A 26,791-nucleotide genomic window follows, 5' to 3' on the forward strand; every position below is an offset into this window, starting at 1 on the left:
ACTTCTCGGCTCTTTTTATTCTCCTTTTTGAACATGCGATTAAATATATAATGAATGACTGATTAATTCTCAAATGGTTTAATCTGACGGTATAGTTGTTCGGTTATTGGTAATTTGATGCCCACTTTTTCAGCAAGCCGAAGTGCTCCGCCTTGTATGTGTTCAACTTCTAGAGTCAGTTCTTTACGGCGATCTTGATGCATGGATGAGGTGGACTCCTCTGGAAGCTTATCAAATTGTTTCATAAACTGAGCGATGTGTTCCTCGTTAATAGCCACTCCATTTAAGTTCGCGAGCCCTTTCATTTCTAGAAGTACTTGGTGAAGTAGTTCGAATGTATCTGGATATTTTCGTATTGTTCCAATTGAAAAGTTGGTCGCTGTCGTGACCCCTGAGAAGGCGGTAATGAATATATACTTTTTCCATAATTCAAGCATAATGTCATTAGAATAGTGCACATTCATAATGGCGTTGCGTGAAATTTCTTCAAGTTCTTTACAGATACTTTGCTGAGAGGGATGGAGAGGACCAAATAAAAGATCATGGCTGCTGCTCGTATGGACAACATGCCCTTTTTCATCCAGTGTTGTAATAATATACGCACTACCGCCGATTATAGCTTCTTCACCTAATTCTTTTTGAAGAAGGGCAATATGCTCAAGTCCGTTTAATAGAGGGATTACCTTAGCGCCCCTATCGACTAACGTTTTAAGGGCAGGTATGGTTCCTTGTAAATGGTAGCCTTTCACAGCGAGGACGACAAGGTCGGGGTCTGTCAGCCCATCCAGGTTGTCTGCGAAATGAAGGTCATTAAACACATAATTACCGTGTGAACTAGTAATATACAAACCATTTTCGCTTAAAAGTCTTGCACGATTTTCACGCACAAGAAACTGTACATGTTGACCTGCTTCTTGCCACCTTGCGCCATAATAAGCCCCTATTGCACCTGCACCAATAATTACGATATTCAAGATAAGCACCTCGCTTTTAATAATTCAAGCTTGAAACGATCCAAGCTTCTTCATCTTATCACTTATTAGATTTTTAAAGTATGAAATTGTTAAAAAAAGCTAATTTTCAAATAAACAAAAAAGAGAATGTTTATAGACATCCTCCCTTTTCATTAATAATAAATTCGAACATTTACGGTTTTTATACCCCAATTGAGTGCGTGTTTTTTTGATGGCATAAATACGTCGATTTTGTTTCCTTTAATGGCGCTGCCTTTATCAGCTGCGATGGCATATCCGTATCCATCGACATAAACTTTTGTACCAAGTGGAATGAGTTTAGGATCAACGGAAATCACTTTAAGTGATGGGTTTTTCTTTAAATTCAATCCAGTTGATGTGATCCCGCTGCACCCTTTGCAATCTGCGCTGTAGGCAGACGCTTTAATGGTAATCGTTTTATATGCTCCTTTTACTTGAGCGGGCTTTGCTTGTATTTGTGAAGCAGATACTGTTAAAACTTGTTTTGGTTTGATTGCAGGACTCTTTAGATTATTCCAAGTTGTTATTTGATTAACTGTTACATTATGTTTTTTTGCTATGTTGTAAAGTGTATCGCCTTTTTTGACTTCATATGTATTCGCTGATGCAACGCCGGAAAACCCAAATAGTAGAAAAAAGGTAGCTGTTAAATAGACTAGATATTTTTTCAAAATGATAGTCTCCTTTGTCGTAATTTAATAGACTTAGCATAACAGGAGAGTATGACAGTAATATTTCATTCTAATAGTAATTATGTTACAAAATAGAGTCAATTCTATAATTTGTGTAATATTATAGATTATTTTGCAGTGGATTTAGGTTGGAAAAGCGCGATAAAGCAGGTATTTTTCCGAAATTGTTAGAGTTTAGAGGGGGGCAATTATTAGTTTTTACGAAATTGAACTGAAAATTCTGATGAAAAATTCATTAATTAGTAAACATCTTATATATTTTAATACGCTGATAGAATAGATAAGATAATTCAAGATTTTGTTAAACTAGCCTCTATATAGCATTCTAAATAGTGAGACCAAGAATAATGTACCTTTGAATATAGTAAAACTCGTTTTGAAATCTACTTTTCAATTCGAGCTAGAAAAGTGTCCATTCTGGCTTGAGAAACGCTCATTTCCACGCGTAATCTCAATTTTTAATGGCTAAAAGCTTTCTTTTACACCTTACTTTTGAGGGAAATGACCCGAAATCGGATGTTTCCATAACATATTGATTTTGCTACAACTTTTTCTAGATAAGCCTCAAAAGTATAACGTTCGGTGAATTTTTTTATGAATTGATATTACTGAAAGCGGTTTAAAAATCTATTGACAAAGATGTATATACAAGTTAATATGAAAGCGTGATCAAAATATGTATATACAAGTTAAGAAAAGCTTGGTATATGTTATCTTATACCAGAATGTTAGGGGGAGAAAAGATTGAGCAAATATAAAGAACCAGCAAAAGATCTTTTGAAACATATCGGAGGCAGTAATAACATTTCTGTGGTAACTCATTGTGCGACAAGAATGCGATTTGTGTTAAATGATCCAGAGAAAGCGGATATTGATAAAATTGAGGAGATTCAACTTGTAAAAGGAACATTTACACAAGGTGGACAATTTCAAGTCATTATAGGCAACGAAGTTTCATCCTTTTATAATGACTTTATCAAAATGGCTGGTGTCAGTGATACGTCGAAAGAAGAAGCAAAAGTCGCTGCCAAGCAAAATATGAATGTCTTACAAAGAATGATTTCTCATTTAGCTGATATTTTTACACCATTAATTCCAGCACTTGTTGTCGGAGGCTTAATCCTTGGATTTAGAAATGTGATTGGAGATATTAAGCTTTTAGAAGGTGGAACAAAAACGCTAGTCGAGGTATCCCAATTCTGGTCGGGGGTACATGCTTTTCTATGGTTAATTGGTGAAGCTATATTTCATTTCTTACCAGTTGGAATTACATGGGCTGTTGCAAGAAAAATGGGGGCTTCACAAATTCTTGGAATCGTACTAGGGATTACGCTAGTATCTCCTCAGCTTCTGAATGCATATGGAGTTGCGGGGGCTACAGAAATTCCATTCTGGGACTTTGGCTTTGCGAAAATAGAGATGATCGGTTATCAAGCACAAGTCATTCCAGCTATTCTAGCAGGTCTAGTCTTTTCTTTTTTAGAATTAAAACTACGTAAAGTTGTTCCAAATGCAATTTCAATGATTGTTGTCCCTTTCTTATCATTGGTACCAACGGTTTTACTTGCCCATATCGTTCTTGGTCCAATCGGCTGGCAAATCGGTTCTTGGGTTTCTGATATCGTTTATTCAGGATTAACATCGGCTTTTGGCTGGTTATTTGCAGCTGTATTTGGATTTGTCTATGCACCACTCGTTATCACAGGCTTGCATCATATGACGAATGCTATAGATTTGCAACTCATGAGTGAGCTTGGTGGAACAAACCTTTGGCCGATGATTGCCTTATCTAATATTGCGCAAGGATCTGCTGTGCTTGCCATGATTTTTATTAATCGAAAAGATGAAGAAGAAAAGCAAGTTTCCATTCCAGCGGCCATTTCCTGTTACTTAGGCGTAACGGAACCAGCCATGTTCGGAATTAACTTAAAATATGGTTTTCCGTTTTTAGCGGCGATGATTGGCTCATTAGTTGCCGCGGTCATTTCAGTAGGCAGCAATGTGATGGCTAACTCTATCGGTGTTGGGGGAATACCAGGTATTCTTTCAATCCAACCTAAGTATATGACAGTATTTGCGCTAGCGATGGTTGTTGCCATTGTCATTCCGTTTGTGTTAACCATCATTTTTGCTAAAACAAATACAGGAAAAATATCTTTTAAAAAATCTCGTTCCATAAAAGCATGAAAACAAAAGGAGAGAATCATTCGTTACTCCTTTCTCGAAAATAAGAGTGTCCTATAAAGGGTCAGACCCCAGCTCTAAAAACACAATAACCGTGTATAGAGTATGAGGTCAGATCCCTTTTGGGACAACCTTTTTAATTTATATCGAAAACAAAGACTACCTTAGAAATGGCGGTGTTCAGGATGAACGAATGGTGGAGAAAGTCTACTGTTTATCAAATATATCCGAAGAGTTTTAATGATACGACTGGAAGTGGTGTTGGCGATATCCAGGGAATTATCGAGAAACTTGATTATTTAAAAAAGCTTGGCATTGATGTGATTTGGCTAACGCCCGTTTATCAATCTCCCCAGCGTGATAATGGCTATGATATTAGCGATTATTACTCTATTCACGAAGAATACGGCACGATGGAGGATTTTCAGGATCTTCTAGCAAAGGCGCATGATCTAGACATTAAAGTGATTATAGATCTTGTCGTCAACCATACTTCTACAGAACATAAGTGGTTTAAGGAGGCGGCTGCATCGCTTGATAGTCCATATCGTGATTATTATATTTGGAAAGACCCGAAAGAGAACGGTGAGCCGAATAATTGGCTGTCCAAATTTGGTGGCCCTGCTTGGAAGTATGATGAAAAAACGAAACAATACTATCTCCATCTTTTCGATGAGACACAAGCGGATTTAAACTGGGAAAACCCAAAGCTTCGCCAAGATGTGTATCGAATGATGAATTTTTGGTTTGAAAAAGGAATTGATGGTTTCCGACTTGATGTTATTAATTTGATTTCTAAAGATCAAACCTTTACAGATGATGACGGCTCTATTCTTCCAGGGGACGGCCGAAAGTTTTACACTGATGGACCTCGGGTTCATGAGTTTTTACAGGAAATGAATCGAGAAATATTGTCTCATTATGATAGTATGACAGTCGGCGAAATGTCCTCGACTTCGATTGAAGACTGTATTCACTATTCCAATCCTGACCGCAAAGAATTAAGTATGACCTTTAACTTCCATCATTTAAAAGTCGATTATCCGAATGGTGAGAAGTGGGCAATTGGTGATTTTGACTTTTTTGCATTGAAAAAAATCCTCTCATCCTGGCAAACTGAAATGCAGCGGGGAGGAGGTTGGAATGCATTGTTCTGGTGTAATCATGACCAACCTCGAATCGTTTCCCGCTATGGCGATGATGGTACGTATCACAAGCAATCTGCGAAAATGCTTGCGACAACGATTCATATGATGCAAGGTACCCCGTATATTTATCAAGGTGAAGAATTTGGCATGACGAATCCGAAGTTTAATCATATTGAGCAATACCGTGATGTCGAAACCCTTAATCATTATCGAATTATGAAAGAATCAGGCCAAACAGAAGAAGAAATCCTTTCGATCTTTCAAGAAAAATCGCGTGATAATTCACGGACACCTGTACAATGGAACAATCAATCTCAAGCAGGTTTTACAACGGGTACGCCTTGGATTCCTGTTGCTGATAATTATTCTGATATTAATGCAGAAAAGGCGATGGAGGATCAGGATTCGATTTTCTACCATTATCAAAAACTAATTGCGCTGCGTAAACAATACCCGATTATTACAGAGGGGGAATACCGTTTACTAGAGGAAAATCACCCTAAACTTTTTGTATATGAACGAGTATTAGAAAATGAACGATTACTTGTGATTAATAACTTTTATGGAGAAACGGCTGAGCTATCAATCTCTTCGGAACAATTGAGTGATTATCAAAATGAGATTTTGCTTTCAAATGTGGATGCTCCTGAACTTGCTGCGAATATGGAAATTGGACCTTACGAATCTTTTGTTTATCATTTGAAAAAGAAATGATAAGATTCAATGGTAGAGTTGTCTTTCTAAAACATATTTGAATTAGCTATATAGACTATCTCCTTTTCTCACAATTCAGGGGGACGGAACATTACAGTCTGTTAAAGCGGCATCAAATGAGAATGGTGATAATGGATGAAACATAATAAATTCATGAAAATATATGAAAATATAGCAAGTCAAATTAGAGATGGTCGAATTGAAGGTGGGACATTGCTGCCTTCTGAAAATGAGTTAGCTGATTCATACGCCGCTTCAAGAGAAACCATCCGTAAAGCATTAAAAATGCTTTCTGAAGACGGCTACATTCATAAAGTACAGGGAAAAGGCTCGATTGTTCTCGATGTGTCAAAGTTTGATTTCCCGATTTCAGGACTCGTCAGTTTTAAAGAGCTTTCGAAAAAAATGGGTCAGCGCGCCAGAACCTTTGTCGAAGAGCTTGAAAAGATAAAGCCCAATCATGATCTCAGCGATAAAATGAAGCTTGGGAAAGATGAGTTATTCTGGAAAATTAGCCGTGTCAGAGAAATTGATGGTGAGCGAATCATCTTAGATAAGGACTTTCTCCTGGAAAAATATGTCCCCTCCCTTACGAAAGAAATTTGCCAAGACTCCATATACGAATATCTTGAAGGGGAATTAGGACTTACCATCTCTTTTGCAAAAAAAGAAATCACGATCGAAGAACCGTCAAAGGAAGATCACCGCTATTTGGACTTAGAAGGCTTTCATAATATCGTAGTAGTTAAAAACTATGTGTACTTGGATGATGCCAGCATAATTCAATATACCGAATCGCGCCATCGTCCTGATAAATTTCGGTTTGTCGATTTTGCGAGAAGAAAATAAGGGAAAGATGTATGGATAGCAACAGCGTTACTTTAGAAATGTAAACAAATAAATCTTATACTTAAACACATGGCTTTTTGAAAAGTAGCCATGTGTTTTTTTAGTGTTAACAACATGTTTGTACAATAACGTACTTTCACATATCCAGTTTGAATGAAGGAATACTACTGTAGATTACGTCTAAAGCGTTTTCGAGAATGGACTCGTTTCATGAAAGTTATTTACGAAATATTTTCCAATGATAAAAATATGGCGGTGGGGATGACAGTGAAATATAAAATCAAGGTATGTGTACTTCTTCTGTTAATATTCGTGTTTACTTTGGTTCAATATGTGGAGAAGGCGAATGGGCCTGTTCTGGCTGCGAGTGGTAGTACATTCGAGCAGCAACTTCATCCTCTTCTAGCTGATGAAAAATTATCTGGAGCTGTTTTGGGCATTAGTATTCGCCAAGCAGCAACTGGTGAAGTTATCTATGAACATGGTGGAGATGTTAGGCTGCGCCCAGCTTCAAATATGAAACTGCTGACAGCTGCAGCAGCACTTGAAACGCTTGGTGAAAATTATGTATTTAAAACAGAACTGTTTACAGATGGAGTAATGAATGGAGATGTTTTGACAGGTAATTTGTACATAAAAGGAAAAGGGGATCCAACATTACTACAAGCGGATCTAGACACTCTTGCTACAGTTATCAAGAATAAAGGAATTAAAACAGTTGTTGGCAATGTGATTGGCGATGATACTTGGTATGATTGTGAACGATATTCTGTGGATATGATTTGGAGCGATGAAGGCGAATATTACGGTGCAGCCATTTCAGCATTAACGATAGCGCCGAATGAAGATTATGACTCTGGTACAGCCATTGTTGATGTGACTTCAGGAATGAAGGTTGGTGAGGGAGCGACTGTGAAAGTCACGCCGCAAACGGAATATGTTAAAATCGTCAATTTGGCCAAAACCGTGGCGGCAGATGGGAAGAAAGAAATCAAAATCGTTCGTGAGCATCGTAGTAACACCATTACGATAACTGGAACGATCCCTGTTAAATCAAGCCGGACGAGACAATGGGTAGCATTATGGGAACCAACTGTTTATACGACTCACGTGTTCAAAAATGCTCTGCAAGCCCAAGGGATTACGCATGTTGGGTTCGTAAAAGCAGGAAAAGTACCAAATCAGGCAAAATTGCTTGCAACGCATGACTCAATGCCGTTATCCCAGTTGCTCGTCCCTTTCATGAAGCTCAGCAATAATGCACATGCTGAACATTTGGTGAAGGAAATGGGTAAAGTTATTCATGGAGAGGGAAGCTGGGAAACAGGGCTTGAAGTAGTTGGAAATACCGTTCAATCGCTCGGAATGAACCCCACTTCGCTCAAGCTTCGCGATGGATCGGGCATATCTCAAATAAATTTAATCTCAGCTAATGAACTTACGAAATTACTATATGCTGTTCAAGCAAAAGTTTGGTATCCTGCTTATGTACATTCATTGCCTGTGGCGGGAGATAGTGACCGGTTCATTGGAGGAACACTGAGGAATCGGATGACAAATACTTTTGCAGCAGGAAATGTGCAGGCGAAAACGGGGACGCTGGCAGCAACGAGTACCCTTTCCGGTTATGTTACAACGAAAAGCGGCGAACGCTTCATTTTCTCAATCCTATTCAATAATTTCGTTGATGGAGATTCCATTACAAAAATACAAGATGATATTGTAGTCTTGTTAGCGGAGCGAGAATAAGTTTGACTGGCGCACAGATATGCTGGGTTATTTTGGTGTGAGGAACAGGCGGGATAGAAAAATTCAATTTTTCCACGCGATAAATTAGAAACCCTTTCAAGAGTTACCCGTAAATAATAGATGGAAGGGGGAGTTAGAATGGATCATCAAATTCTATTTTTAAACGATAATTTTTTCTCTTCAGGAACAACCATTATTTATGATGAAAATAAGACACAAGTGGGAGAACTGGATTTAAAGAGTGCTTTTTCTTCAAGTGTAGATGTGTTGAATCAGACAGGAAGTGTCATTGTTAGTGGAAAGTTTCGAACACTTCGTAATAGATGGGTCGTAACAGATTATGATCAAAATGAGCTAGGAGAATTACGTCAAAGATTTGCTTTCTTCTCTAAAAAATATGAATATGACGCAGGTAAACGGGGAGTGTATGAGATTAAGTCTGAAGCTTTTTCCCGCCAATATGAGATCTATGATAGTCAATCCAAGCTTCTAGTAAAGTTTGAAAAAGTGAGCGGATTTTTCTCATCAGCGGCGTATCGCTTGAGCTCATATGAGACATCCATGCCGGCTTGGGAATGGATTGCGGTCGTGATGGGAGTGAATGCGATAATAAAACGAAATAACAGCGCGGCGGCTAATAGTGGTGGTGCTACGTAATGAAGCCAGGCCGGAAGAGAGGGATAGTTAGAGCTTTGAGATCCTACATTCCTCTCTCTAAATTTGCCGAAAACCATTATATTCTGCAATATTAATAGGAGAACCTGTAATCTTCAACGTGTTAATTAAAAAATAATACTAGAAGTTGTTCAAAAAGTCCGGTAAAAAAGCTTGCGAATTACGTCATAGCTCATTAATGACCTTCTGTTAAAATCGCGCACGTCCTGTGCGCAACACAGAAGCCAGCACAACCTGTGCAAAGATCAGGTCCTCACGTCCTGGAACTTCTCGGCTCTTTTTATCCTCCTTTTTGAACATGTACTAGAAGGGATGATACATATGTTTCAAACTGTAGAACAATTAATAGAAAATCCAGTATTTTATTTTTTTAAAGAGATTTCGAACATTCCGAGAGGATCTGGAAATGAAAAGAAAATCAGCGATTATTTAACAGGTTTTGCGCGGGAGCGGAGCCTTGAAGTCGTACAAGACAAGGCATTCAATGTCATGATTAAAAAGCCAGCTACTAAGGGATATGAAAATGCGCCGACAGTTATTCTTCAAGGACATATGGATATGGTATGCGAGTTGAATAAAGGAACTGTCCATGATTTTGAAAAAGACCCTATTGAATTACGGATCGAGAGCGACATGTTGTATGCGAACGGAACGACGTTAGGAGCAGACAATGGAATTGCGGTTGCCTATATGCTTGCTTTACTTGATGCTGATCATATTGCACATCCTGCTCTTGAAGTGGTCATTACTACAGAAGAAGAGACGACGATGGGCGGCGCAATTGCTGTTGATCCGACTCACTTCACAGGTGAAATATTCATCAACCTTGATTCAGAAGAGGAAGGGAAGCTGCTTGTCAGCAGTGCCGGCGGGATTTGTGGAAAGCTAAGCCTTCCTATTAATTGGGAAACTGCCCCTGAATATACTGGATCATACCGCCTTAGTATTGGGGGATTGCGAGGCGGACACTCAGGCATGGAGATTGACAAAGAAAGAGGAAACGCCAATAAATTGTTGAGCCGTATTTTATATGACTTATCAAATGAAATTGCATATCATTTAAGTGAAATCAACGGCGGCCTGAAGCCGAATGCCATTCCTAGGGAAGCAGAGGCCATTCTTGTAATTGAACTAGAGGCTGCTGAGAAGTTAACAATGAAAATAGATGAGTGGAATCGAATGTTGAAAAATGAATTACAAGCTTCAGACCAAGAAGTATATGTAAAGCTTGAAAAAGCCGCCTTTGCAGAAAAAGTATTTTCGAAAGAAACGACCGAACGAGTTGTACAAGCAATTATGTTAACACCGACTGGCATTCAAAGTATGAGTATGGATATTAAAGGATTGGTAGAGTCTTCAACAAATCTAGGCGTTATCACGACATCTGATTCGGAAGTATGCTTCCAAAATGAAATTCGCAGCTCTGTAAGAAGCTTAAAAGAGCAAATTTTAAATCAAGTGAATGTCATTGCACAGACTTTAGGCGGGAAGGTTGAAACGAGTGGCAACTATCCTGAATGGGCGTATAATTCGAACTCGGCCATTCGTGAACTGTTTAAGAAAGTATATGAAAGGAAGTATGGCAAAAAGGCAGAAATCATCGCCATCCATGCCGGTATCGAATGCGGTGTTTTCACTGAGAAGATTCCAGGCCTAGATGCCATTTCTTTCGGACCTGATATGTTCGATGTCCATACGCCAAATGAGCATCTTAGCATTCCGTCCACAATCCGTACATGGGAATATTTGCTCGCCGTACTCGAAGAAATGAATACAATTAAAGGTATTTAAATTCTTAGATTTATACAACGTATAAAATAGATGATGATATAGTTCTGGCAGATATATATGTAACAAATCCTCCTTATAGTCCAACCCTAAATGATAAGAGAAACATAAGATGATCTCATAGCTGTACCTATATAGGGGGAAATCGACGTTGGCTCAGATTGGAAACTGCTGTAGTGAACAGCTGGTCGGTGTGAATGATGCATTATGTTTTACGATTGATTTAGCTGATACGGCTACGGATACTATAGATCTTTGGAATAATAATACGACTTTTGTCATTAATGGAACAATCATGGTAGAGAACAATGGAATTAATGGAGTTACAACAACAGCAACTCTTATGGTAAATGGAACTGCGGTTACTGGATTTACTGTCGGTCCAGGTGAGGCTATGTCCGTTACAATGAATAATATAAACTCAATTGGACTGGTCGGAGCAGGGACAGGTACGGCAAGCGTTAAAGTTTCTTTTTCTCTAAACTATAAGTTCTAATTTTAAAAGAGGATGCATCATCGTCCTCTTTTGATTTGATCTTTATGTAGGAAACTATACAAAAGTTATTATTTGAATCATTTAATTTGTCTGTTCGTATTCAAGTCTTGCCCTCGAATTCAAAAGCCAAGCAAGGTATAGGGAGAGAAAAACATTCTTCATGTAGAAAATCCTTAGAAAGTCGAGATGTTATTATGTGTGCACAAATTTTTTCATCTGGCTGCGGTGCAGAAATAACAGGGCCAACAGGGCCAACGGGAGCAACCGGGTCAACGGGAGTAACCGGGCCAACGGGAGCAACCGGGTCAACAGGAGTAACCGGGTCAACGGGAGCAACTGGGCCAACGGGAGCAACCGGGTCAACAGGAGTAACCGGGTCAACAGGAGTAACCGGGTCAACGGGAGCAACCGGGCCAACGGGAGCAACCGGGCCAACGGGAGCAACCGGGTCAACAGGAGTAACCGGGTCAACGGGAGCAACCGGACCAACGGGAGCAACCGGGTCAACAGGAGTAACCGGGTCAACGGGAGCAACCGGGCCAACCGGACCAACGGGAGCAACCGGGTCAACAGGAGTAACCGGGTCAACAGGAGCAACCGGGTCAACAGGAGTAACCGGGTCAACGGGAGCAACCGGGTCAACGGGAGCAACCGGGTCAACGGGAGCAACCGGGCCAACGGGAGCAACCGGGTCAACAGGAGTAACCGGGTCAACGGGAGCAACCGGGTCAACAGGAGCAACCGGGTCAACGGGAGCAACCGGGCTAACGGGAGCAACCGGGCCAACGGGAGCAACCGGGCCAACCGGACCAACGGGAGCAACCGGGTCAACAGGAGTAACCGGGCCAACGGGAGCAACCGGGTCAACGGGAGCAACCGGGCTAACAGGGCCAACGGGAGAAACCGGACCAAGTGTGACAACTAACTCTATGTATGCGTCTAATACAGTTGGGAGTACTATTGTAGTGCTGCTAGGGGGGACCAGCGTTCCACTTCCTAATAACCAAAGCTTAGATGGGTTTACCGTCAATGGTGCTAATACTACTTTTACCGTTCCTGTGACAGGTCGCTATTACTTGACATATCAAATAAATACAACAGTCGCACTACTTGCTGGTTCTAGACTGATCTTGAATGGTACTACTACGCCAATACCTGGTTCAATTGTATCCCCAGCGGTATCTACGTCAAATTATAATAATGATGTGATTGTATCTTTAACAGCAGGCGATACTATTTTACTTCAGTTATTTGGTTTGGTCGCGACAGTAATCTTGGTAGGGGGAGGAGCTACAGGTGCCGCTCTAACCATTATTCGTTTAAGTTAAGGCTTGGTAGAACCATTGTTATGGATTAAAGGTGAATTTTATCATTTTTCGAAAGAAGACTCCCTCTTCAAGTATGTGAAGGGCGTAGCCCCGCGGTAAGGGGGAGATGAATTTCGGTTGGCGTGGCCAAAATGCTGCAGTATATTCATATCGTACATACGTTCCTTGGAAACTGAAGATATGAGGTTGTAGCAGGAAAAACGTCTGCTATAAAATCTTCAACGTTCTTTTGCCCCGCACTCACCGAAGTAGCGAAAACTAAGCAGAGTAGGGAAGTGTTGCCAACTTAAACGTATAAGTTGGCAACAACCGCAGGAGACGCCTAAGTCGCTGGTACTGCTAACCGTAGGTGCGACGGGGCTAGCCTGCTAAAGTAATTTTCGGATACGAAAGTGTTCGCAGGAATCCCACACTTCAAATTTCGTTAGAAATTAAGTAGTGGGTAGTTCAAAGTAATGGATGAAGCCTAAATTGGCTACACCCACAAACCCAATAATTGTAGTTTCATCCAAAGAAAGTAGCTGTTGAGTGAGGTTCCAACTATGCCGTTTTTTTCAAAAATGCTGTTTATGACAGAAGTAGTAGTCGCATCAGCTAAATCAACCGTGTAACATAGGGCGTATTTACAATTCCTATTTGATTATTAGATCAACCTACTGATGGAGCCAAGATTACTTCCCAAAAACGTATATCATATATTCATCGATAGTATGTTTGACGGAGATGGGATTTGGCTCTTTGATAGGTATAATTTTTTTCTAGTTTTATCTTAGCGTTGTCTTAGAAGAACATCTGTCGTCATTTTATCGTTTACAAGGGTGGACGATATCCCCTTCAACTAATATATTTGCATTACCTAGCACTTTCACATGTTGCAGTAATTCAATTGAAAGATTGATTACGTAATGAGCATCTTCATGTACGCTTGGCAGAAGAGTAGCGTGACAATGAGCGTTCTCAATTATACAGGCAATTGTTGTACCATTTGGTGCACACAGGAAAAAACTTTCTTCGAAGAAAAAAGGAATCGGTCCTATATAACAGTTATCATTATAATGTTTGACACAAGCATATCCCTTTATTCTTAGTTTAACTTTCTGAAGTAACATTGTTTTTCCACTTGGTAACATTACATTTCTATTTGTTCGCCCTGATACGCCTAAAACTTCTTCACATTCAATAATTTCATTGAAACAATGATTTGTTTGATTTCCACATTGATCAGTAAAAAAGCATTTAACTTTTTTATTCCCCTTAATATTCTTTTTTTCTCCATCTAAATATGCCACTTTTTTATTTATTACCATATAAAACTTCCCTTTGATCCGGTGCTTAGAATCCGTTGTAATAGAAAGTGATTGAAGTTTCGCTATTGTAATGCTCTCTGACTGGCCATTAAGAAGGGAAAAAAGGAATTTATCATTTACAAAAACATTTATCATGCAATCATTCTTTGATTCATTTGAAATCCATACTGTACTCGCAATATGGGAAGGCGAGGAACTTTCCCAAAGTAATATAGACCCTTGTTTATTATCTTCAATGTAAAAGTTTCTGCATATTTCCTCTTTTATTATTTTTACTTTCTTTTTTATGAATATAGGGTTTTTAACCCGAATAGTTGAAAGGTGAACAATCCAATCGAATACTTTTGTAATATTGATACAATGGGAATCAGGGTAAGTTATTTGAACTTCAGACATGCAATCCCCCCTGTTCTATAGTACTAATTTATGAATGTTTTCTTAATTGGTTTGCGAACTGCCTAAAAAATTATTATGTAAAGCCTAGTGCATCTAAAATTTTGCAGGAAGATAGGTGATGGGTAGTTAAGTTGTTGGTGATTATCGGTAAAATTACATTAAAGGTATGAACAAATTGAAGAACGATGTAAGAGAGCATCAAGAATATCCCAAGGAATTGATTTTTATACTTACTAAAAAAGTCTGATTGTGACATCAAATTACGTTTCTTCGCATAAGTTTCCCTTTTTTTATTCAGCTGGCATGAAGATTTCCCCATAAGTTGAACAGAGAAATAATAGAATCATGGCAATGTGGAACAATATCTGAAAAGCTAAGTGTTTAAGGAAGGGGTTCTATGAAATATATTGTTTTGCTTTTCTTATTTTTAACGTCTGTACACCCATCACAAGCTTTCGGTCAAGAAGAAGTACCCATCTTGATGTATCATTCGATAGATGAGTATCAAGGCCACGGTTCAAAGGATTTATATGTGACACCAGGGAATTTTGAAGAACAAATGATGTATCTAAAAAATCATGGATATACCTTATTAACTTTCGATCGTTGGCAAGATATTAAAAAAGTGAACAAACCCATTTTCATCACTTTTGATGACGGATATAAAAATAATCAGAATGCTTTTAAAATTTTTCAGAAACTGAAAGACGAGCATTTTAAACCAGTGGGTACCCTCTTCGTTATTTCTGATTTTATCGGTCGTTCAAATCGATTATCAAAAATCGATTTGAAAAAGATGGCTGATTCAGGTCTTTTCTCGATTCAGTCACATACCGCTACACATCCTAATTTGACGAAAATCCAAAATTATGAATACGAACTTAAAAGGTCCAAAGAAAAAATAGAACAAATCACGGGTAAACCAGTCATGGCTCTTGCATACCCATATGGCAATTTTAATGACCATGTAGTGAAGGAGACGAAAAAGTACTATCAATTTGGGCTTACAACAATCCCTGGGGCATTTTCTGAAAAGGGCCTGGAAAACGAACACTATCTACTCCCAAGAATTCAGGTTAATTATGCTACTACGCTTGAAGAATTTGTGAAAGCATTGTGAGTAAAGTGAAAACGAATTGTTTGTTTTTTTATGTATCGCGGAAAGTCATTTATTGATTGGTGGGCTCCGGAACTTGGGGAGAAAAAATATCGATGAGCATCTGATCCCAATTAAAACGATGAAAAAGGTTCAGGTACTCAAACTGCATCATCTTATAAGCTGGCGGTGCGGAGCTGATTTTTGCGAAGCCCCGCCCCGTATTCACAAAGAACCCTTGCATGTGATACAAACCATGTAAAGGACCTATGATTTGAAACCTTTTAACAATTGGTACTTTGTTAATATCTATCCACTATAATACCGCAATTTGAAGTGAATCCTGCATCCTTATTTAATAATGATTGAAGAATTTACATGCGTAAATAAAGGCTTTAACCATGCTTTTAATTCGCCGCCTAGAGAAATTATTCCTTTAGATTGGGCAAAAGTCTATACCGCCCTACTATAGATTCATACTCTATATTGATTATATAAGTTTACGAGGAGGAAATATAGAATGGATAGACAATTATATGGTGGTTATCCAGGTTATGGAATGAATATGGGGTATGGTGGTTATCCAGGTTATGGAATGAATATGGGGTATGGTGGTTATCCAGGTCATGGAATGCATATGGGTTATAGTGGTTATCCAGGTCATGGAATGCATATGGGTTATGGTGGTTACCCAGGTCATGGAATGCATATGGGTTATGGTGGTTACCCAGGTTATGGAGGACCTATGGGCATTGGCGGATATCCAGGTTACGGTAGTCCAGGAATGGGTGTCCAGTCTGGTTGTGGCTGTTAACCTATCTTAAACTAATCGAGTGGAATTTAATGTATATTATAAATGGAACAAAATGCTCAGGCCTATTTTGGAACCTGAGCATTTTATTGAAAGAGTTTGATTGATTTCTTACTTCTGCGGATGGTATGTGCAAGCAATTATTGAACCTTTTCTTATTCAAGTAGCTCTGCAGCATGTATCAATAACTTTAAAAAAATGTGTAGATAGGTGAATCATGAACGCAGTAGGAAATTGCCGAACTAAAACAGTTCGTTTTTTTGTTAGGAATTTTAATAGATTGGTTAAGATTTTATCCTTTTTTTAGAACTTGTTTAGCTTTTTGTAATAGTTTCATAATAAGATGGAACTAGATCATTTATTCAGAAGATAGAGTTGATGATGTCCATTCGTAAAAGAATTAGTGCAAGAATAGATGGGGATAGTGAAGATTCCGCTGATTTAATTTGTATTGTCAGATAGTATAGAGGGTGTTTTTTGCAGATACTAAAGGGATCACTGAATATTTTATCTGGATGGAGTTAAAAGAAACGCTATGAAGGGAAAACGGTATTGATTACTCGTACTACTTCCGGCATAGATATGTCCAATAGAATAATAAAGGAGGTATGAAGGAATAATGAAACAAAAAAAGAGTTGGTGGATTTTAGTCATTGTAAGTCTTGGGGTTATCATTCCATTTATGGCCCCCTATTTGACTTTCAATCCTGCTAAAAGCCGTGCGATGATTACATCGACTACATTACAATATCCTATACTAGTTACACATATTATTTTTGCTTTTATATCCTTGATAACTGGTTTTCTTCAGTTTATAGATCGTATTCGTATCAAAAATCCACATATTCATCGCTATATTGGTAAAATTTATGTAAGTAGTGTCTTTGTAAGTGGGATTCTTGCTTTGGTAGTGACCTTTTATATTAAAGATTTCACAAAAGCAGTTGCTTTTCTCACCTTAGCTATTTTATGGTTATTCACGTGTTGGAAAGGGTATCGGATGGCTATAATAAAAGATTTTAAAGAACATCGTATATGGATGATGCGTAATTTTGGTCTAACTCTAGTTGCTGTTACTGCTCGTATATTCGTGCCAGTTCTCCTTCTTACTTATTACATATTAAATGGTTTCACACTCCCAGAAGGAAGAGAGAAGATGATTGAAGAAATACTAAATGTGAACATATGGGTCGGCATTGTTCTTAACTTTGTTATAGTGGAGTGGAGTATCATGAAAAAGGAAGATAATAGCACCATTCGGAATAATCTATAAAAACTGAATATTATATAATTTCAATGTTGACAATTTTGGTATGGATTAATATAATTATGAAAATATGAATTGAATTTTTATAGAGAGCGAGTGAGAGAAATGGCGAATCAAATTGAGAATACACAATTGAGCTTTGGACAGAAGGACGCGACTGTAAAGATTGAAGTGTTTTTGAATTTAACATGCCCTTATTGCGCTACATTTTATGGGGTTGCGGAAGAGGTTTTAAAAGACTACTTAGATAATGGACAAGTTGAATTTATTGTAAAACATTATGACAAACCTAGAGAGATGCTGTTAAATGGAACGCTAATCAATCTATTCCTAGACTATCAGAATCCTTCACGCACAAAAGAAATTTTAAAGGAATTATTTGCAACACAAGGACAATGGGATCAATTGAACAATCAAGATATTAAGAAGCTATTAGCTAAACAATATCAATTAAAAGAAGAACCACAAAATACCGAAATTAGCTTGAATGTAACTGCAGAGGCCATTCGCAGAAATGTGAAAATGGTGCCTACTGTATTTATCAATGACAAAGAATATCAATATCCTACAGAATTATCGGCAGAAGAATTGAAAACGACAATCGAGGCGGAATTAGAAAAAAGCGTATTCACTAGCTAATTCCCATGAATATAACGCCTAACACTATAAAAACTAGACAAGAGAATTTATTTTTCTCTTGTCTAGTTTTTTATTTCATCTCTATACTCAACCCCATATCGAACATACCATGGTGCCTTGCACTTTTTTTGTTTTGTATATTGCAAATCGGTAAGGGAAATCTGAGGAACAATTCATTGTATAAATGGGGTGGACACATTTAAGGAAATCAAACAAGCTAAGTCTCGAGAAATATACCGTCTGTTATTTTATGGGGATGTTGTGTGGTTAAGAGTCCACGTACTAATATACTTTAGATAAGATTGATATCTTCTTTTATGACTGAGTACATATATAAATCATCGAATTTACCACAAGTATATTCATAATGTCTAAGTAACCCTTCTCTTTTAAAGCCTAGATTTTCTACTAGTTTTTGTGAGGGAAGATTAGCTGGCTCAATTAAAGCCTCTATTCTTTCTAACTGAAAGTGATGATAACCATGCTTAACAACGGCTTTCAATGCTTCACTAGCTATCCCTTTGCCCCAGTAATCTTTGCTTAATTCAATATCCAACTTCAGCTCGATAATGTTTGGTAAGCATATTAAGAAAACCACAACTTCCTATAACCTTATCAGAATCTTTTAGTGTAATTCCCCATCTAATACCTGTACCTTCTTCGTATATAGATTTATACCAACTAACTTCATCCCATACGTCTTTTACTGCTTGAAAAGGTGCTAACCCCATAGGTTTCACAACATCTTTATCAGATAAATATTTAAACATATCTTTAGCATCTTCTAATGTGACTTTTCTTAAAATTAATCTACTTGTTTCAATTGGTATATTAAAAAATGATGAAATTCATGAATTGAAAGTGAAGATACCTATAAAATAATTATTCATAAATACAGTAAAACTATTTAGTACCAGAAGAAGGCCACCAATTTTGGTGGCCTTTTGAATGTGTGATATTATATGAAATCATACATTCAAAAAAAACCTTATTCAACTAACTGGACAGTTTAGTTGAATAAGAAAGTCTAATTTTTAAAGGAATAATTACAGTTCTAACAGAAATTTAAACAGATAAACAAAAAGGGAGAGAAAAAGATGTTTCCTATATTAGAAACAGAAAGATTACTATTAAGAGAAATAACAAAAAATGATGCAAAAGACATATTTGCTTGTTTTTCTAATGAGAATGTAACACGTTATTACGGACAAGAGACATTAGAAGATATAAAACAAGCGGAAACATTCGTTGATTTTTTTGCAAAAAGTTATACAGAAAAAAAGGGCATACGGTGGGGTATTGAAAGAAAAGGAACTCAAGGAATAATTGGAACCATTGGCTTTAATGCCTGGTCACCTAAACATAAACGGGCGGAAATAGGTTATGAAATTCATCCCGAACAATGGAGAAATGGATATACCTCGGAAGCAGTATCGAAAGTCCTACAATATGGCTTTGATGAATTAGGTCTTGCTCGCTTAGGGGCTGTCGTTTTTATAGATAACGAAGCATCTAATAATTTGCTAACTAAACTCGGATTTCAAAAAGAAGGTGTTCTGAGGGATTATATGTATCAAAATGGTGAAGCACACGATACATATGTCTACTCAATTCTTAAAAATAGTAAATAAGATTGGCTTATTAAAGTAACGGGTACGTTAGCGCCATAAAAAGGCCGCCAATTGGCGGCCTTTTTACACTTTTTTGAATGTATGAAAATATCTAAAATCATACATTTAAATGTAACAGAGCCTTTTAAATAATAGAGTGAGAAAATCATATAAGGTTCTCACTCTCCATAATTTTTATATAAATCTGGTAAGATGCGACTAAGATTACGGTATTCTTTACTACAATGTTCAGCCATTCCGTATGCGAGTTCTTTCGTGAATATTCTCTTTTTAATCGCGCTTGAATTAATGAAAGAATTCAGAAATCCATTATCCTTCAATTTTCTCAATTTCAATCGGTCTCCCAGCCAAAATCTGCTGATTATCGTTAATCCATTGGTTGTTTGCTTAAAGATATGGACCATTTTAGTATGTTCCAGATTAAATTTTGAAAATCCTACATATCCACATACAATAGTGGCAATATCATTGTCTTTAAATAAGGCCGTATCAAATCCAAATTGTTCAGGAGAAACGAACTGGATGAATAGCTTTGCATTTACATGCCCGATTTTTTCTATTGGATATTGCGTATTCGGTTTAAAACCAGTGAATGGTGAAGAAAAGTATTCTTTATCTTCTATCGCAGTTGAGTTCCCATAATGCTCGCCAGGGAACCAAATTTTATACCGTAAACTTTCTTGTACATGCCACCAGAACCACCAATCAATCATATCTCCAGTCACATGAGGCATCTCGCTTTTCATTGCCACTAACCAACCGCCACTTGGTATTTCTTCATATCCAATCTCATTTTGCAACTGAATATCCGTTAATAAATCATTTACATTCAATGAATCGATTAATGTTATAGATGGATCATTTTTAAGTTTTATTTTAATGTTTGTCGGTAAAGGCGGTGCTTCTTTATAAAAAAGATTGGCGTATTCAATTTGTTTTTCGTCTTCAGTTAATGCTACCTTCACTTTAATCACCTTCCTTCTAATAAGACAATGAATATTTTCTAATTATAAAATCAGTCTCTTTTTGATACAATAGTTCCATTACTTATAGAACAGAAGGGAACAGAATGTATCGAATCAAGGAAGACAAACGGTGTAAGGCGTCTTGTACGCTAATTTATAAGGGCTTATTATCTTTACTTCATGAGAAACCCTTTGAAAAAATAACAATAACGGATATACAGCTAAAATCCTCAGTAGGTAGGGCTACTTTTTATAGACATTTTGACTGTTTAATTGATGTCTTAATGATGAATTGTGATATAGAGTTTGAGAAGTTGTTCAACTCATATATAGAATTACTCAAACAGAAAAGCGACCTTCCTTTGGAACGATTTCACTTTCTCAAATACTTTTTGGAATATTGGAGTGCTAATAGTGGAATTTTGGAGATTTTAATTCAAATAAATCATAGATATATTATTCATCAATCATTAAAAAGGAAATCCATTATTTTGACTAACTATCTGTTTCCTGATATGGATACCAACACAAGTCATTATAATTATTTTATGGCTGTGAGAAGTGGCGTAGCTCTAGGAATTCTCATTACTTGGATAGAAGAGGGAAAAGTAAAATCAACGGATGAGCTATTAGAGATATTGGAAGATAGCTTTAATGTTTTGCTGAATAATGACTTCTTTATTTAAAGCACTTCACGTGTATTATACGCAGTGACCTGGCAACCCTAAAAAAAAGATGTAGTCCATTATTGCTTTGTGTAATAACCTCATTCGTATATTATTTGCCATCGGCAAAAAACAACTTGAATTTCAGGAAGAAATGATGTTGAAGGATATTCCTCATATGGTGGGCTATCAAGAAGCTGAAGCAGTTGGATACTCTTGTTTAGATAGGACTCAAGAGCCGTAATGATATCAATGGTTATTGGACAATTGAAGTACGGATTAGTCAGTCACGCAACTAAACTTCGGGCAAGAACCCCATGGGGCAGCACTGATTTTGTGCTGCTGGGTGGCTAACAGGTACTTTCGTATTATAAGGTTAGCCAGTTTTTACTGGTTGACCTTTTTTTAATAGAATCTATTATATCAGTAGCCAGGGTAGGACGTACGGGTGCGTGGGGCATTGATCCCGTCAACTAAACTGTCCGCCCCCTACTTGTAGAAACATGTTTGAGGCTGGTTGGGACGTAGATCTCGTATAACAAGCGAAGCTATGACACTACATGGAGGACTAGGGGTACTGGTTAGTAAGTAGAGGAGGAGAAGACAATGAATCCAGTAGTTGGTCTGGATGTGGCAAAGGGAGAAAGTCAAGTTCAGGCATTTTCAGATAAATCAAAACCGTATGGAAAGAGTTTCTCAATGAAGCATACCAGAGAGGAATTAGATCAATTTATAGGCTTTTTAAAAGAGATCGAAGAGGTGACAGGGCAAGTTCCTATGGTCATTTTAGAATCTACAGGCCATTATCATTCCCCCATTGTTCAATGCATGGAGGAACACGAGATTTTATATATCTTGCTTAATCCTATTATTTCTTATCAGGCAAAGAAGTCCAGTTTACGAAAGGTAAAAACAGACGTGATCGATGCGTATCAGTTGTGTGTGCTCTATTACAAAGAAGATTTTGAACCCCATAAAAATAGAGGGATTCAGCTTTTAAACCTTCGGAATTTGTCAAGACAACAGGAGATTGTAACGAATATGTATGTGGAAGTTAAACTTCATTTTCACACCATTTTAGATCAAGTGTTTCCTGAATACCGGAAGGTTTTTGGAGATCTATATTCAAAGGTTTCTTTATCGATGTTAAAGGAATATCCCACTTCAGAGGCCATATTAACAGCCGGGGAAAGTAGACTAGTAGAGAGTGTTATGGAGTTCTGTCCGAGGCGATCTGGTCAATGGGCGAGGGAAAAAGCAAAAAAAATAATGGACTCCGCATCTCGAAATCCATTTCAAAAAGTCGTGTATGAAAGTCACTTAATCAATCTACGCATGTATATTGATTTGCTTTTTCATTACCAAGGGCACCTTTCTGATTTGGAAGGTCGTATCGTTGCCTTGGCAAATGAAGTGGAGGAATACAAGATCATCCAATCGATTCCGGGAATCGGAGAAAAAATCGCTGCAACGATTATCTCTGAGATTGGTGAAATCGATCGGTTTAATCATCCCAAAAAACTCGTTGCCTTCGCTGGAGTCGATCCTAGTGTTCACTCATCAGGTAAGTTTACGGCAACAATCAATCATATTACTAAAAGAGGTTCGAGCAGACTACGCCATTCCCTGTATCTTGCCGTATTATGCGGTATAAGGAGTTCAAGAAACAAAAAGCTTAAAGCATTCTATGATAAGAAAAAATCAGAAGGAAAGCCCGCCAAAGTGGCGATCGTTGCCTGTATTAATAAACTTCTTCATTGGATTTATGCTTTATTAAAGAGAAAAGAAACGTTCCTTGATTTAGCTTAATTAACGGTTTTGTGAAACAAAGAGAAATCCTTCCAAAAGGGTTTTGGAGGGTTATTTGGCATGGCCAAAAATAGTATAACATAAGGGAAATGAAAATTTTAGAGAAAGATATTGACTTCCTATTAGCTGGTTTAGTGAAAGAAGAATTTGCATAAAACACCCCTTTTTTATGCAACTACCAGGCTTCTGAAGAAGCCGAAAATGTTGATTCATCAACCATGTATAAAATCATGTATAAACGATAAAAATGGACCATTCGGAACCCCTTGAGTGCCAAGGGGTTTTATGTTTCGGAACTTCCGAGAGTTGACTTTATGGTGCGACAAGAAGTCGCATTCACACAGTGTAGCTTACGCTACTCATTTAGACACAAAGATGATCTCCATCCGAAACTGCATGCTTGGCAACGGGCTTGTAGATTGCATGAGGAAATGAGGAAACAGAGGACAAGTGTATGGTCCGGAATACTGCTAGGAGAAGACATATATGGTGAACAAAAGTGAAGGTTTGTAAGCTTCGTCAGAACTAGCTCGAGATAATGCATAGTTTCGCTTGGGTATTGGTAAGAGGAAAAGTAGATTCATAAAGCTACTGTGCTGTGTCCCACATCTTGCCCGGAGTAAAGAACCCACCTAACCCTGTCGTATCTGTGGAATGTGGAACTTGGTAAGCCCTATGTCATCTGTATCAACAGTAGAGAGGTTGTAAAACCAATCGATGTGGCAGAGGGTATGGGATATTGGAGAAAGCAAAAGCCGTTACACCGAAAGGTAACAGGAAAACAGGAAGCTGTATAACTGGACGGATACTGTCGCCAACCTTGGCGCAAACCTATGACAGGCTCGAAAGAGAGCTGACTTCCAATAGGTCTTCAACACGAAAATAAATTTGTGGTTAATTTCTGACGAAAAGGAGCGTGCAGTTATGAATGCCTCGTATACCACTTGGAATTCAGTAAACTGGAATGAAATTCAAAAGTATGTGATGAAGTTACGACAAAGAATTTATCGTGCCGAACAACTCAAACAACAAAGGAAAATACGAAAACTTCAACGACTACTCCTACGGAGTGAAGCGAACCTACTGTTGTCCATTCGAAAAGTGACACAACAAAATAAAGGAAAACGCACCTCTGGCGTAGATGGTTACACAGCATTGCACGCTAGCAGGCGTAATGAATTATATCGACAACTAAAGCAACAGAATATATTTCAACATCGCCCCAGACCGGCAAAACGAACCTATATTGCGAAGAAAAATGGAAAACTAAGACCACTTGGTATTCCGACTATTAAAGATAGAGTCTATCAAAACATGGTTAAAAACGCGTTGGAACCTCAATGGGAAGCAAGATTCGAACCCTCCTCAATATGGGTTCCGTCCAAAGCGAAGCACCCACGATGCGATTAGTAACATCTTTAACAAGATTAACACCAATAGTAAGAAAAAATGGATATTTGAAGGGGACTTCAAGAGTTGTTTTGATCATTTGAGTCATGAATGGATAGAGAAACAATCCTCTCAGTTTTCAGGAAAAGCACTCATTAAAAGATGGTTGAAGATGGGATATGTAGATCAACACGTGTTCTCCGAAACACAGGAAGGTACTCCCCAGGGAAGTGTCGTATCTCCTCTATTAGCAAATATAGCACTTCACGGAATGGAAGAAGAACTTGATATTTTATATCGTAAAACATATAAATCCAATGGAAGTTACGCTATCCATCCCAAATGCAAGATAGCTCTGGTTAAGTATGCAGATGATTTTGTTGTATTAACAGAAACTAAGGAACAAGCACAGTCCGTATACGTAAGACTACAACCGTACCTTAGTAATAGAGGTCTCGAATTAAGCAATGAGAAAACTAAAATTACTCATATTGAAGATGGTTTTGCTTTTCTCGGATTTTCAGTTCGACAGTATAAAACATGGCAAGGGAACAAGCTACTAATTAAACCGAGTAAAGAGAGCATTAAGAAAGCCAAAGAGAAGATACGAGATACATTCCGAATAATGAAGGGGCAACCAGTCCGGGAACTTATCAAAGTGTTAAATCCCATTATCAGAGGCTACGGACAATACTGGAAGCATGTGGTATCGAAGAAGTCTTTTGGTGTAATTGAAAACTATGTATTTCACAAAACTTGTAAATATTTGAGACAGCTTCATCCTAAAAAACCTTGGAAATGGATAAAGAAAAGATATTTTAGAAAACCAAACCATGGCGGAAATAACTCTTGGATTTTAACTTGCCCGATAACAAATATTCAACTCTTACACATGACTTGGATTAAAATAAAACGACATGTGATGGTGTTATACAAAAACAGTCCAGATGATCCTGCCCTCAAAGAGTATTGGGAAAAACGAGACCGAAAGGTTTTCGATACAGAAAATACTTTGGACAGAATCAAACTCGCAAGAAAGCAAGGATATCGTTGTGCATTATGCAGGCAACCTCTACAAAACGGTGAAAAGGTTATTGTAAGGATTTTAGAAGTTCCTACAGGTGAAGTTACTAAGCTAGTACATACACCTTGCATTAAATAAAAGAGTTGTTTAGATAAAAAGAAGGCTTGAGCCGTATGACAGGAAACTGTCACGTACGGTTCTTAGGGGAGTTAGGGGCAGTGATGCCCCTCGCTTACCCGACTTAACTAGATTTGTATAGAGCATTCATTTGTTCCTTAGAAATCTTATTCAGCAAATGGTCCAATTTATGGAATAAACATGACGAGTCGAAGCCTAAAATATTAAATTAATGGGAATGGTTAACTAAACAAGAAGTAAAAAATCCCGGGGGAAATGACTAGAGCGAGTCATTTTCCTCGAGATTTTGGACATCCTTTTAATATGTAAATTAATTAGGAGGAAAGACGATGACGAAAGAAAATGAACAACAACTGAAAGTTAAGGATTTTGAAGTTGAGCCAATACTTGTTGACCACCCACCAATACATAAGAGACACGCGTTCTCATTTACTGTTGAAGGAGATGAGTTTAAAGGTCATTTTCACGACGGTGAAATTCAGTGGATGCATCCAGAACCAAAACAAATGATCGGAGAGGAAAAAGCGGATGCAATCGAAAATAAAATCCACGAATTGTTGAGGCAATATGGGATTTCCAACCCGATTAAAGATATTGAAATAGAGCAAGTGTTTGAAGGTAAGCCACACGAACGCCACCAATTCATTCTTAAAGTGGATGGTGAAGAGTTCAAAGGATTTGTTCACGAGGGGGAAATCCAATGGTTTCAACCTCATCCAAAACAAAAGCTAAAAGATGAGCATGTTGAAGCAATTGAAACAGAGATTCATGAAAAAGTAGAGGGACCATATTTCCATTAACCAATAAGGGATTATCAATTTTATTTTATTCAAGAAACGAGCGCTTTAATTGAAAAAGTAGTTAAAAGGATCTTCCAACAGAAGATCCTTATTTAGCACCTATAAGCAATTTTATGTTAACTAGATTTGTATAAAGTATTCCTGTTTTCCTTAGAAACCTTGTTCAACTAAAGGGCCATATTGTTGAATAACATTCTTAAAAGAACTTTACTAACATTTGTTGAAATATTTCCTTT

20 protein-coding genes and 3 pseudogenes are annotated in these 26,791 nt (G+C 37.8%); 18 read left to right on the plus strand and 5 right to left on the minus strand.

Annotated elements, in window-relative coordinates:
• Positions 1 to 62: 62 nt before the first annotated feature.
• The gene (locus AC625_RS02490; RefSeq protein WP_342670979.1) at positions 63 to 983 is read right to left on the minus strand and encodes a ketopantoate reductase family protein; all 921 of its coding nucleotides are present in this window, start codon (positions 981 to 983) and stop codon (positions 63 to 65) included.
• Between the two features lie 143 nt (positions 984 to 1,126).
• A complete protein-coding gene (locus AC625_RS02495; protein WP_049679847.1) occupies positions 1,127 to 1,666 on the minus strand; it encodes a 3D domain-containing protein in 540 nt (179 codons plus the stop codon).
• A gap of 765 nt (positions 1,667 to 2,431) precedes the next feature.
• Between AC625_RS02495 and treP the strand changes: the two genes are divergently transcribed.
• From treP to AC625_RS28430, 8 genes are all read left to right on the plus strand, one after another.
• The gene (gene treP, locus AC625_RS02500; protein WP_049679848.1) at positions 2,432 to 3,874 is read left to right on the plus strand and encodes a PTS system trehalose-specific EIIBC component; all 1,443 of its coding nucleotides are present in this window, start codon (positions 2,432 to 2,434) and stop codon (positions 3,872 to 3,874) included.
• A gap of 182 nt (positions 3,875 to 4,056) precedes the next feature.
• Complete coding sequence (gene treC / locus AC625_RS02505; RefSeq protein ID WP_049679849.1) at positions 4,057 to 5,733, plus strand: alpha,alpha-phosphotrehalase; 1,677 nt, start codon at positions 4,057 to 4,059, stop codon at positions 5,731 to 5,733.
• A gap of 135 nt (positions 5,734 to 5,868) precedes the next feature.
• Complete coding sequence (treR, locus tag AC625_RS02510) at positions 5,869 to 6,582, plus strand: trehalose operon repressor (protein WP_049679850.1); 714 nt, start codon at positions 5,869 to 5,871, stop codon at positions 6,580 to 6,582.
• 267 nt (positions 6,583 to 6,849) lie between these two features.
• A complete protein-coding gene (gene dacB, locus AC625_RS02515; RefSeq protein ID WP_049683553.1) occupies positions 6,850 to 8,331 on the plus strand; it encodes a D-alanyl-D-alanine carboxypeptidase/D-alanyl-D-alanine endopeptidase in 1,482 nt (493 codons plus the stop codon).
• 138 nt (positions 8,332 to 8,469) lie between these two features.
• Positions 8,470 to 8,988, plus strand: a complete 519-nt coding sequence (locus AC625_RS02520; RefSeq protein WP_049679851.1) for an LURP-one-related family protein — start codon at positions 8,470 to 8,472, stop codon at positions 8,986 to 8,988.
• 339 nt (positions 8,989 to 9,327) lie between these two features.
• Complete coding sequence (locus AC625_RS02525) at positions 9,328 to 10,797, plus strand: aminoacyl-histidine dipeptidase (protein ID WP_049679852.1); 1,470 nt, start codon at positions 9,328 to 9,330, stop codon at positions 10,795 to 10,797.
• Between the two features lie 148 nt (positions 10,798 to 10,945).
• Positions 10,946 to 11,290: a DUF3992 domain-containing protein gene (locus AC625_RS02530; RefSeq protein ID WP_049679853.1), complete on the plus strand. Its 345-nt coding sequence runs from the start codon at positions 10,946 to 10,948 to the stop codon at positions 11,288 to 11,290.
• Between the two features lie 194 nt (positions 11,291 to 11,484).
• On the plus strand, positions 11,485 to 12,618 hold the full coding sequence (locus AC625_RS28430; protein WP_053178181.1) for a collagen-like protein: 1,134 nt from the start codon (positions 11,485 to 11,487) through the stop codon (positions 12,616 to 12,618).
• A gap of 803 nt (positions 12,619 to 13,421) precedes the next feature.
• Here AC625_RS28430 and AC625_RS02540 read toward each other — a convergent pair.
• A complete protein-coding gene (locus tag AC625_RS02540; RefSeq protein WP_049679854.1) occupies positions 13,422 to 14,321 on the minus strand; it encodes a BMQ_0737 family morphogenetic spore coat protein in 900 nt (299 codons plus the stop codon).
• Positions 14,322 to 14,718: 397 nt separating this feature from the next.
• Between AC625_RS02540 and AC625_RS02545 the strand changes: the two genes are divergently transcribed.
• The 4 genes from AC625_RS02545 (at position 14,719) to AC625_RS02560 (ending at position 18,134) form a co-directional block, all read left to right on the plus strand.
• Positions 14,719 to 15,441, plus strand: a complete 723-nt coding sequence (locus tag AC625_RS02545) for a polysaccharide deacetylase family protein (RefSeq protein WP_053177986.1) — start codon at positions 14,719 to 14,721, stop codon at positions 15,439 to 15,441.
• Between the two features lie 496 nt (positions 15,442 to 15,937).
• A complete protein-coding gene (locus tag AC625_RS02550) occupies positions 15,938 to 16,231 on the plus strand; it encodes a hypothetical protein (RefSeq protein WP_049679855.1) in 294 nt (97 codons plus the stop codon).
• 616 nt (positions 16,232 to 16,847) lie between these two features.
• On the plus strand, positions 16,848 to 17,501 hold the full coding sequence (locus AC625_RS02555; RefSeq protein ID WP_049679856.1) for a DUF2306 domain-containing protein: 654 nt from the start codon (positions 16,848 to 16,850) through the stop codon (positions 17,499 to 17,501).
• Between the two features lie 99 nt (positions 17,502 to 17,600).
• Complete coding sequence (locus AC625_RS02560) at positions 17,601 to 18,134, plus strand: thioredoxin domain-containing protein (protein ID WP_049679857.1); 534 nt, start codon at positions 17,601 to 17,603, stop codon at positions 18,132 to 18,134.
• Positions 18,135 to 18,426: 292 nt separating this feature from the next.
• Here the strand turns inward: AC625_RS02560 and AC625_RS02565 are convergent.
• A pseudogene (locus AC625_RS02565) lies at positions 18,427 to 18,982 on the minus strand (GNAT family N-acetyltransferase).
• 249 nt (positions 18,983 to 19,231) lie between these two features.
• On the opposite strand from AC625_RS02565, the gene AC625_RS02570 reads away from it, so the two are divergent.
• Positions 19,232 to 19,765 (plus strand): GNAT family N-acetyltransferase, encoded by a 534-nt coding sequence (locus AC625_RS02570; RefSeq protein WP_049679858.1) that lies wholly within the window; start codon positions 19,232 to 19,234, stop codon positions 19,763 to 19,765.
• 158 nt (positions 19,766 to 19,923) lie between these two features.
• Here the strand turns inward: AC625_RS02570 and AC625_RS02575 are convergent, their stop codons facing one another.
• Positions 19,924 to 20,730, minus strand: coding sequence for a DAPG hydrolase family protein (locus AC625_RS02575; protein ID WP_049679859.1), 807 nt, complete (start codon positions 20,728 to 20,730; stop codon positions 19,924 to 19,926).
• 104 nt (positions 20,731 to 20,834) lie between these two features.
• Between AC625_RS02575 and AC625_RS27185 the strand changes: the two genes are divergently transcribed.
• From AC625_RS27185 to AC625_RS02600, 5 genes and pseudogenes are all read left to right on the plus strand, one after another.
• Positions 20,835 to 21,416, plus strand: coding sequence for a TetR/AcrR family transcriptional regulator (locus AC625_RS27185; RefSeq protein WP_049679860.1), 582 nt, complete (start codon positions 20,835 to 20,837; stop codon positions 21,414 to 21,416).
• A pseudogene (locus AC625_RS27495) lies at positions 21,406 to 21,639 on the plus strand (hypothetical protein); the annotation flags it as partial. The gene AC625_RS27185 and the pseudogene AC625_RS27495, both read left to right, overlap by 11 nt.
• Before the next feature lie 362 nt (positions 21,640 to 22,001).
• Positions 22,002 to 23,204, plus strand: coding sequence for an IS110 family RNA-guided transposase (locus tag AC625_RS02585; protein WP_049679861.1), 1,203 nt, complete (start codon positions 22,002 to 22,004; stop codon positions 23,202 to 23,204).
• Positions 23,205 to 24,128: 924 nt separating this feature from the next.
• A pseudogene (gene ltrA, locus AC625_RS02595) lies at positions 24,129 to 25,755 on the plus strand (group II intron reverse transcriptase/maturase).
• Positions 25,756 to 26,084: 329 nt separating this feature from the next.
• Positions 26,085 to 26,555, plus strand: coding sequence for a hypothetical protein (locus AC625_RS02600; protein WP_049679863.1), 471 nt, complete (start codon positions 26,085 to 26,087; stop codon positions 26,553 to 26,555).
• Positions 26,556 to 26,791 lie beyond the last annotated feature (236 nt).

The organism is Peribacillus loiseleuriae, from assembly GCF_001183985.1.
In the GTDB taxonomy this organism is placed as follows: domain Bacteria; phylum Bacillota; class Bacilli; order Bacillales; family DSM-1321; genus Peribacillus; species Peribacillus loiseleuriae.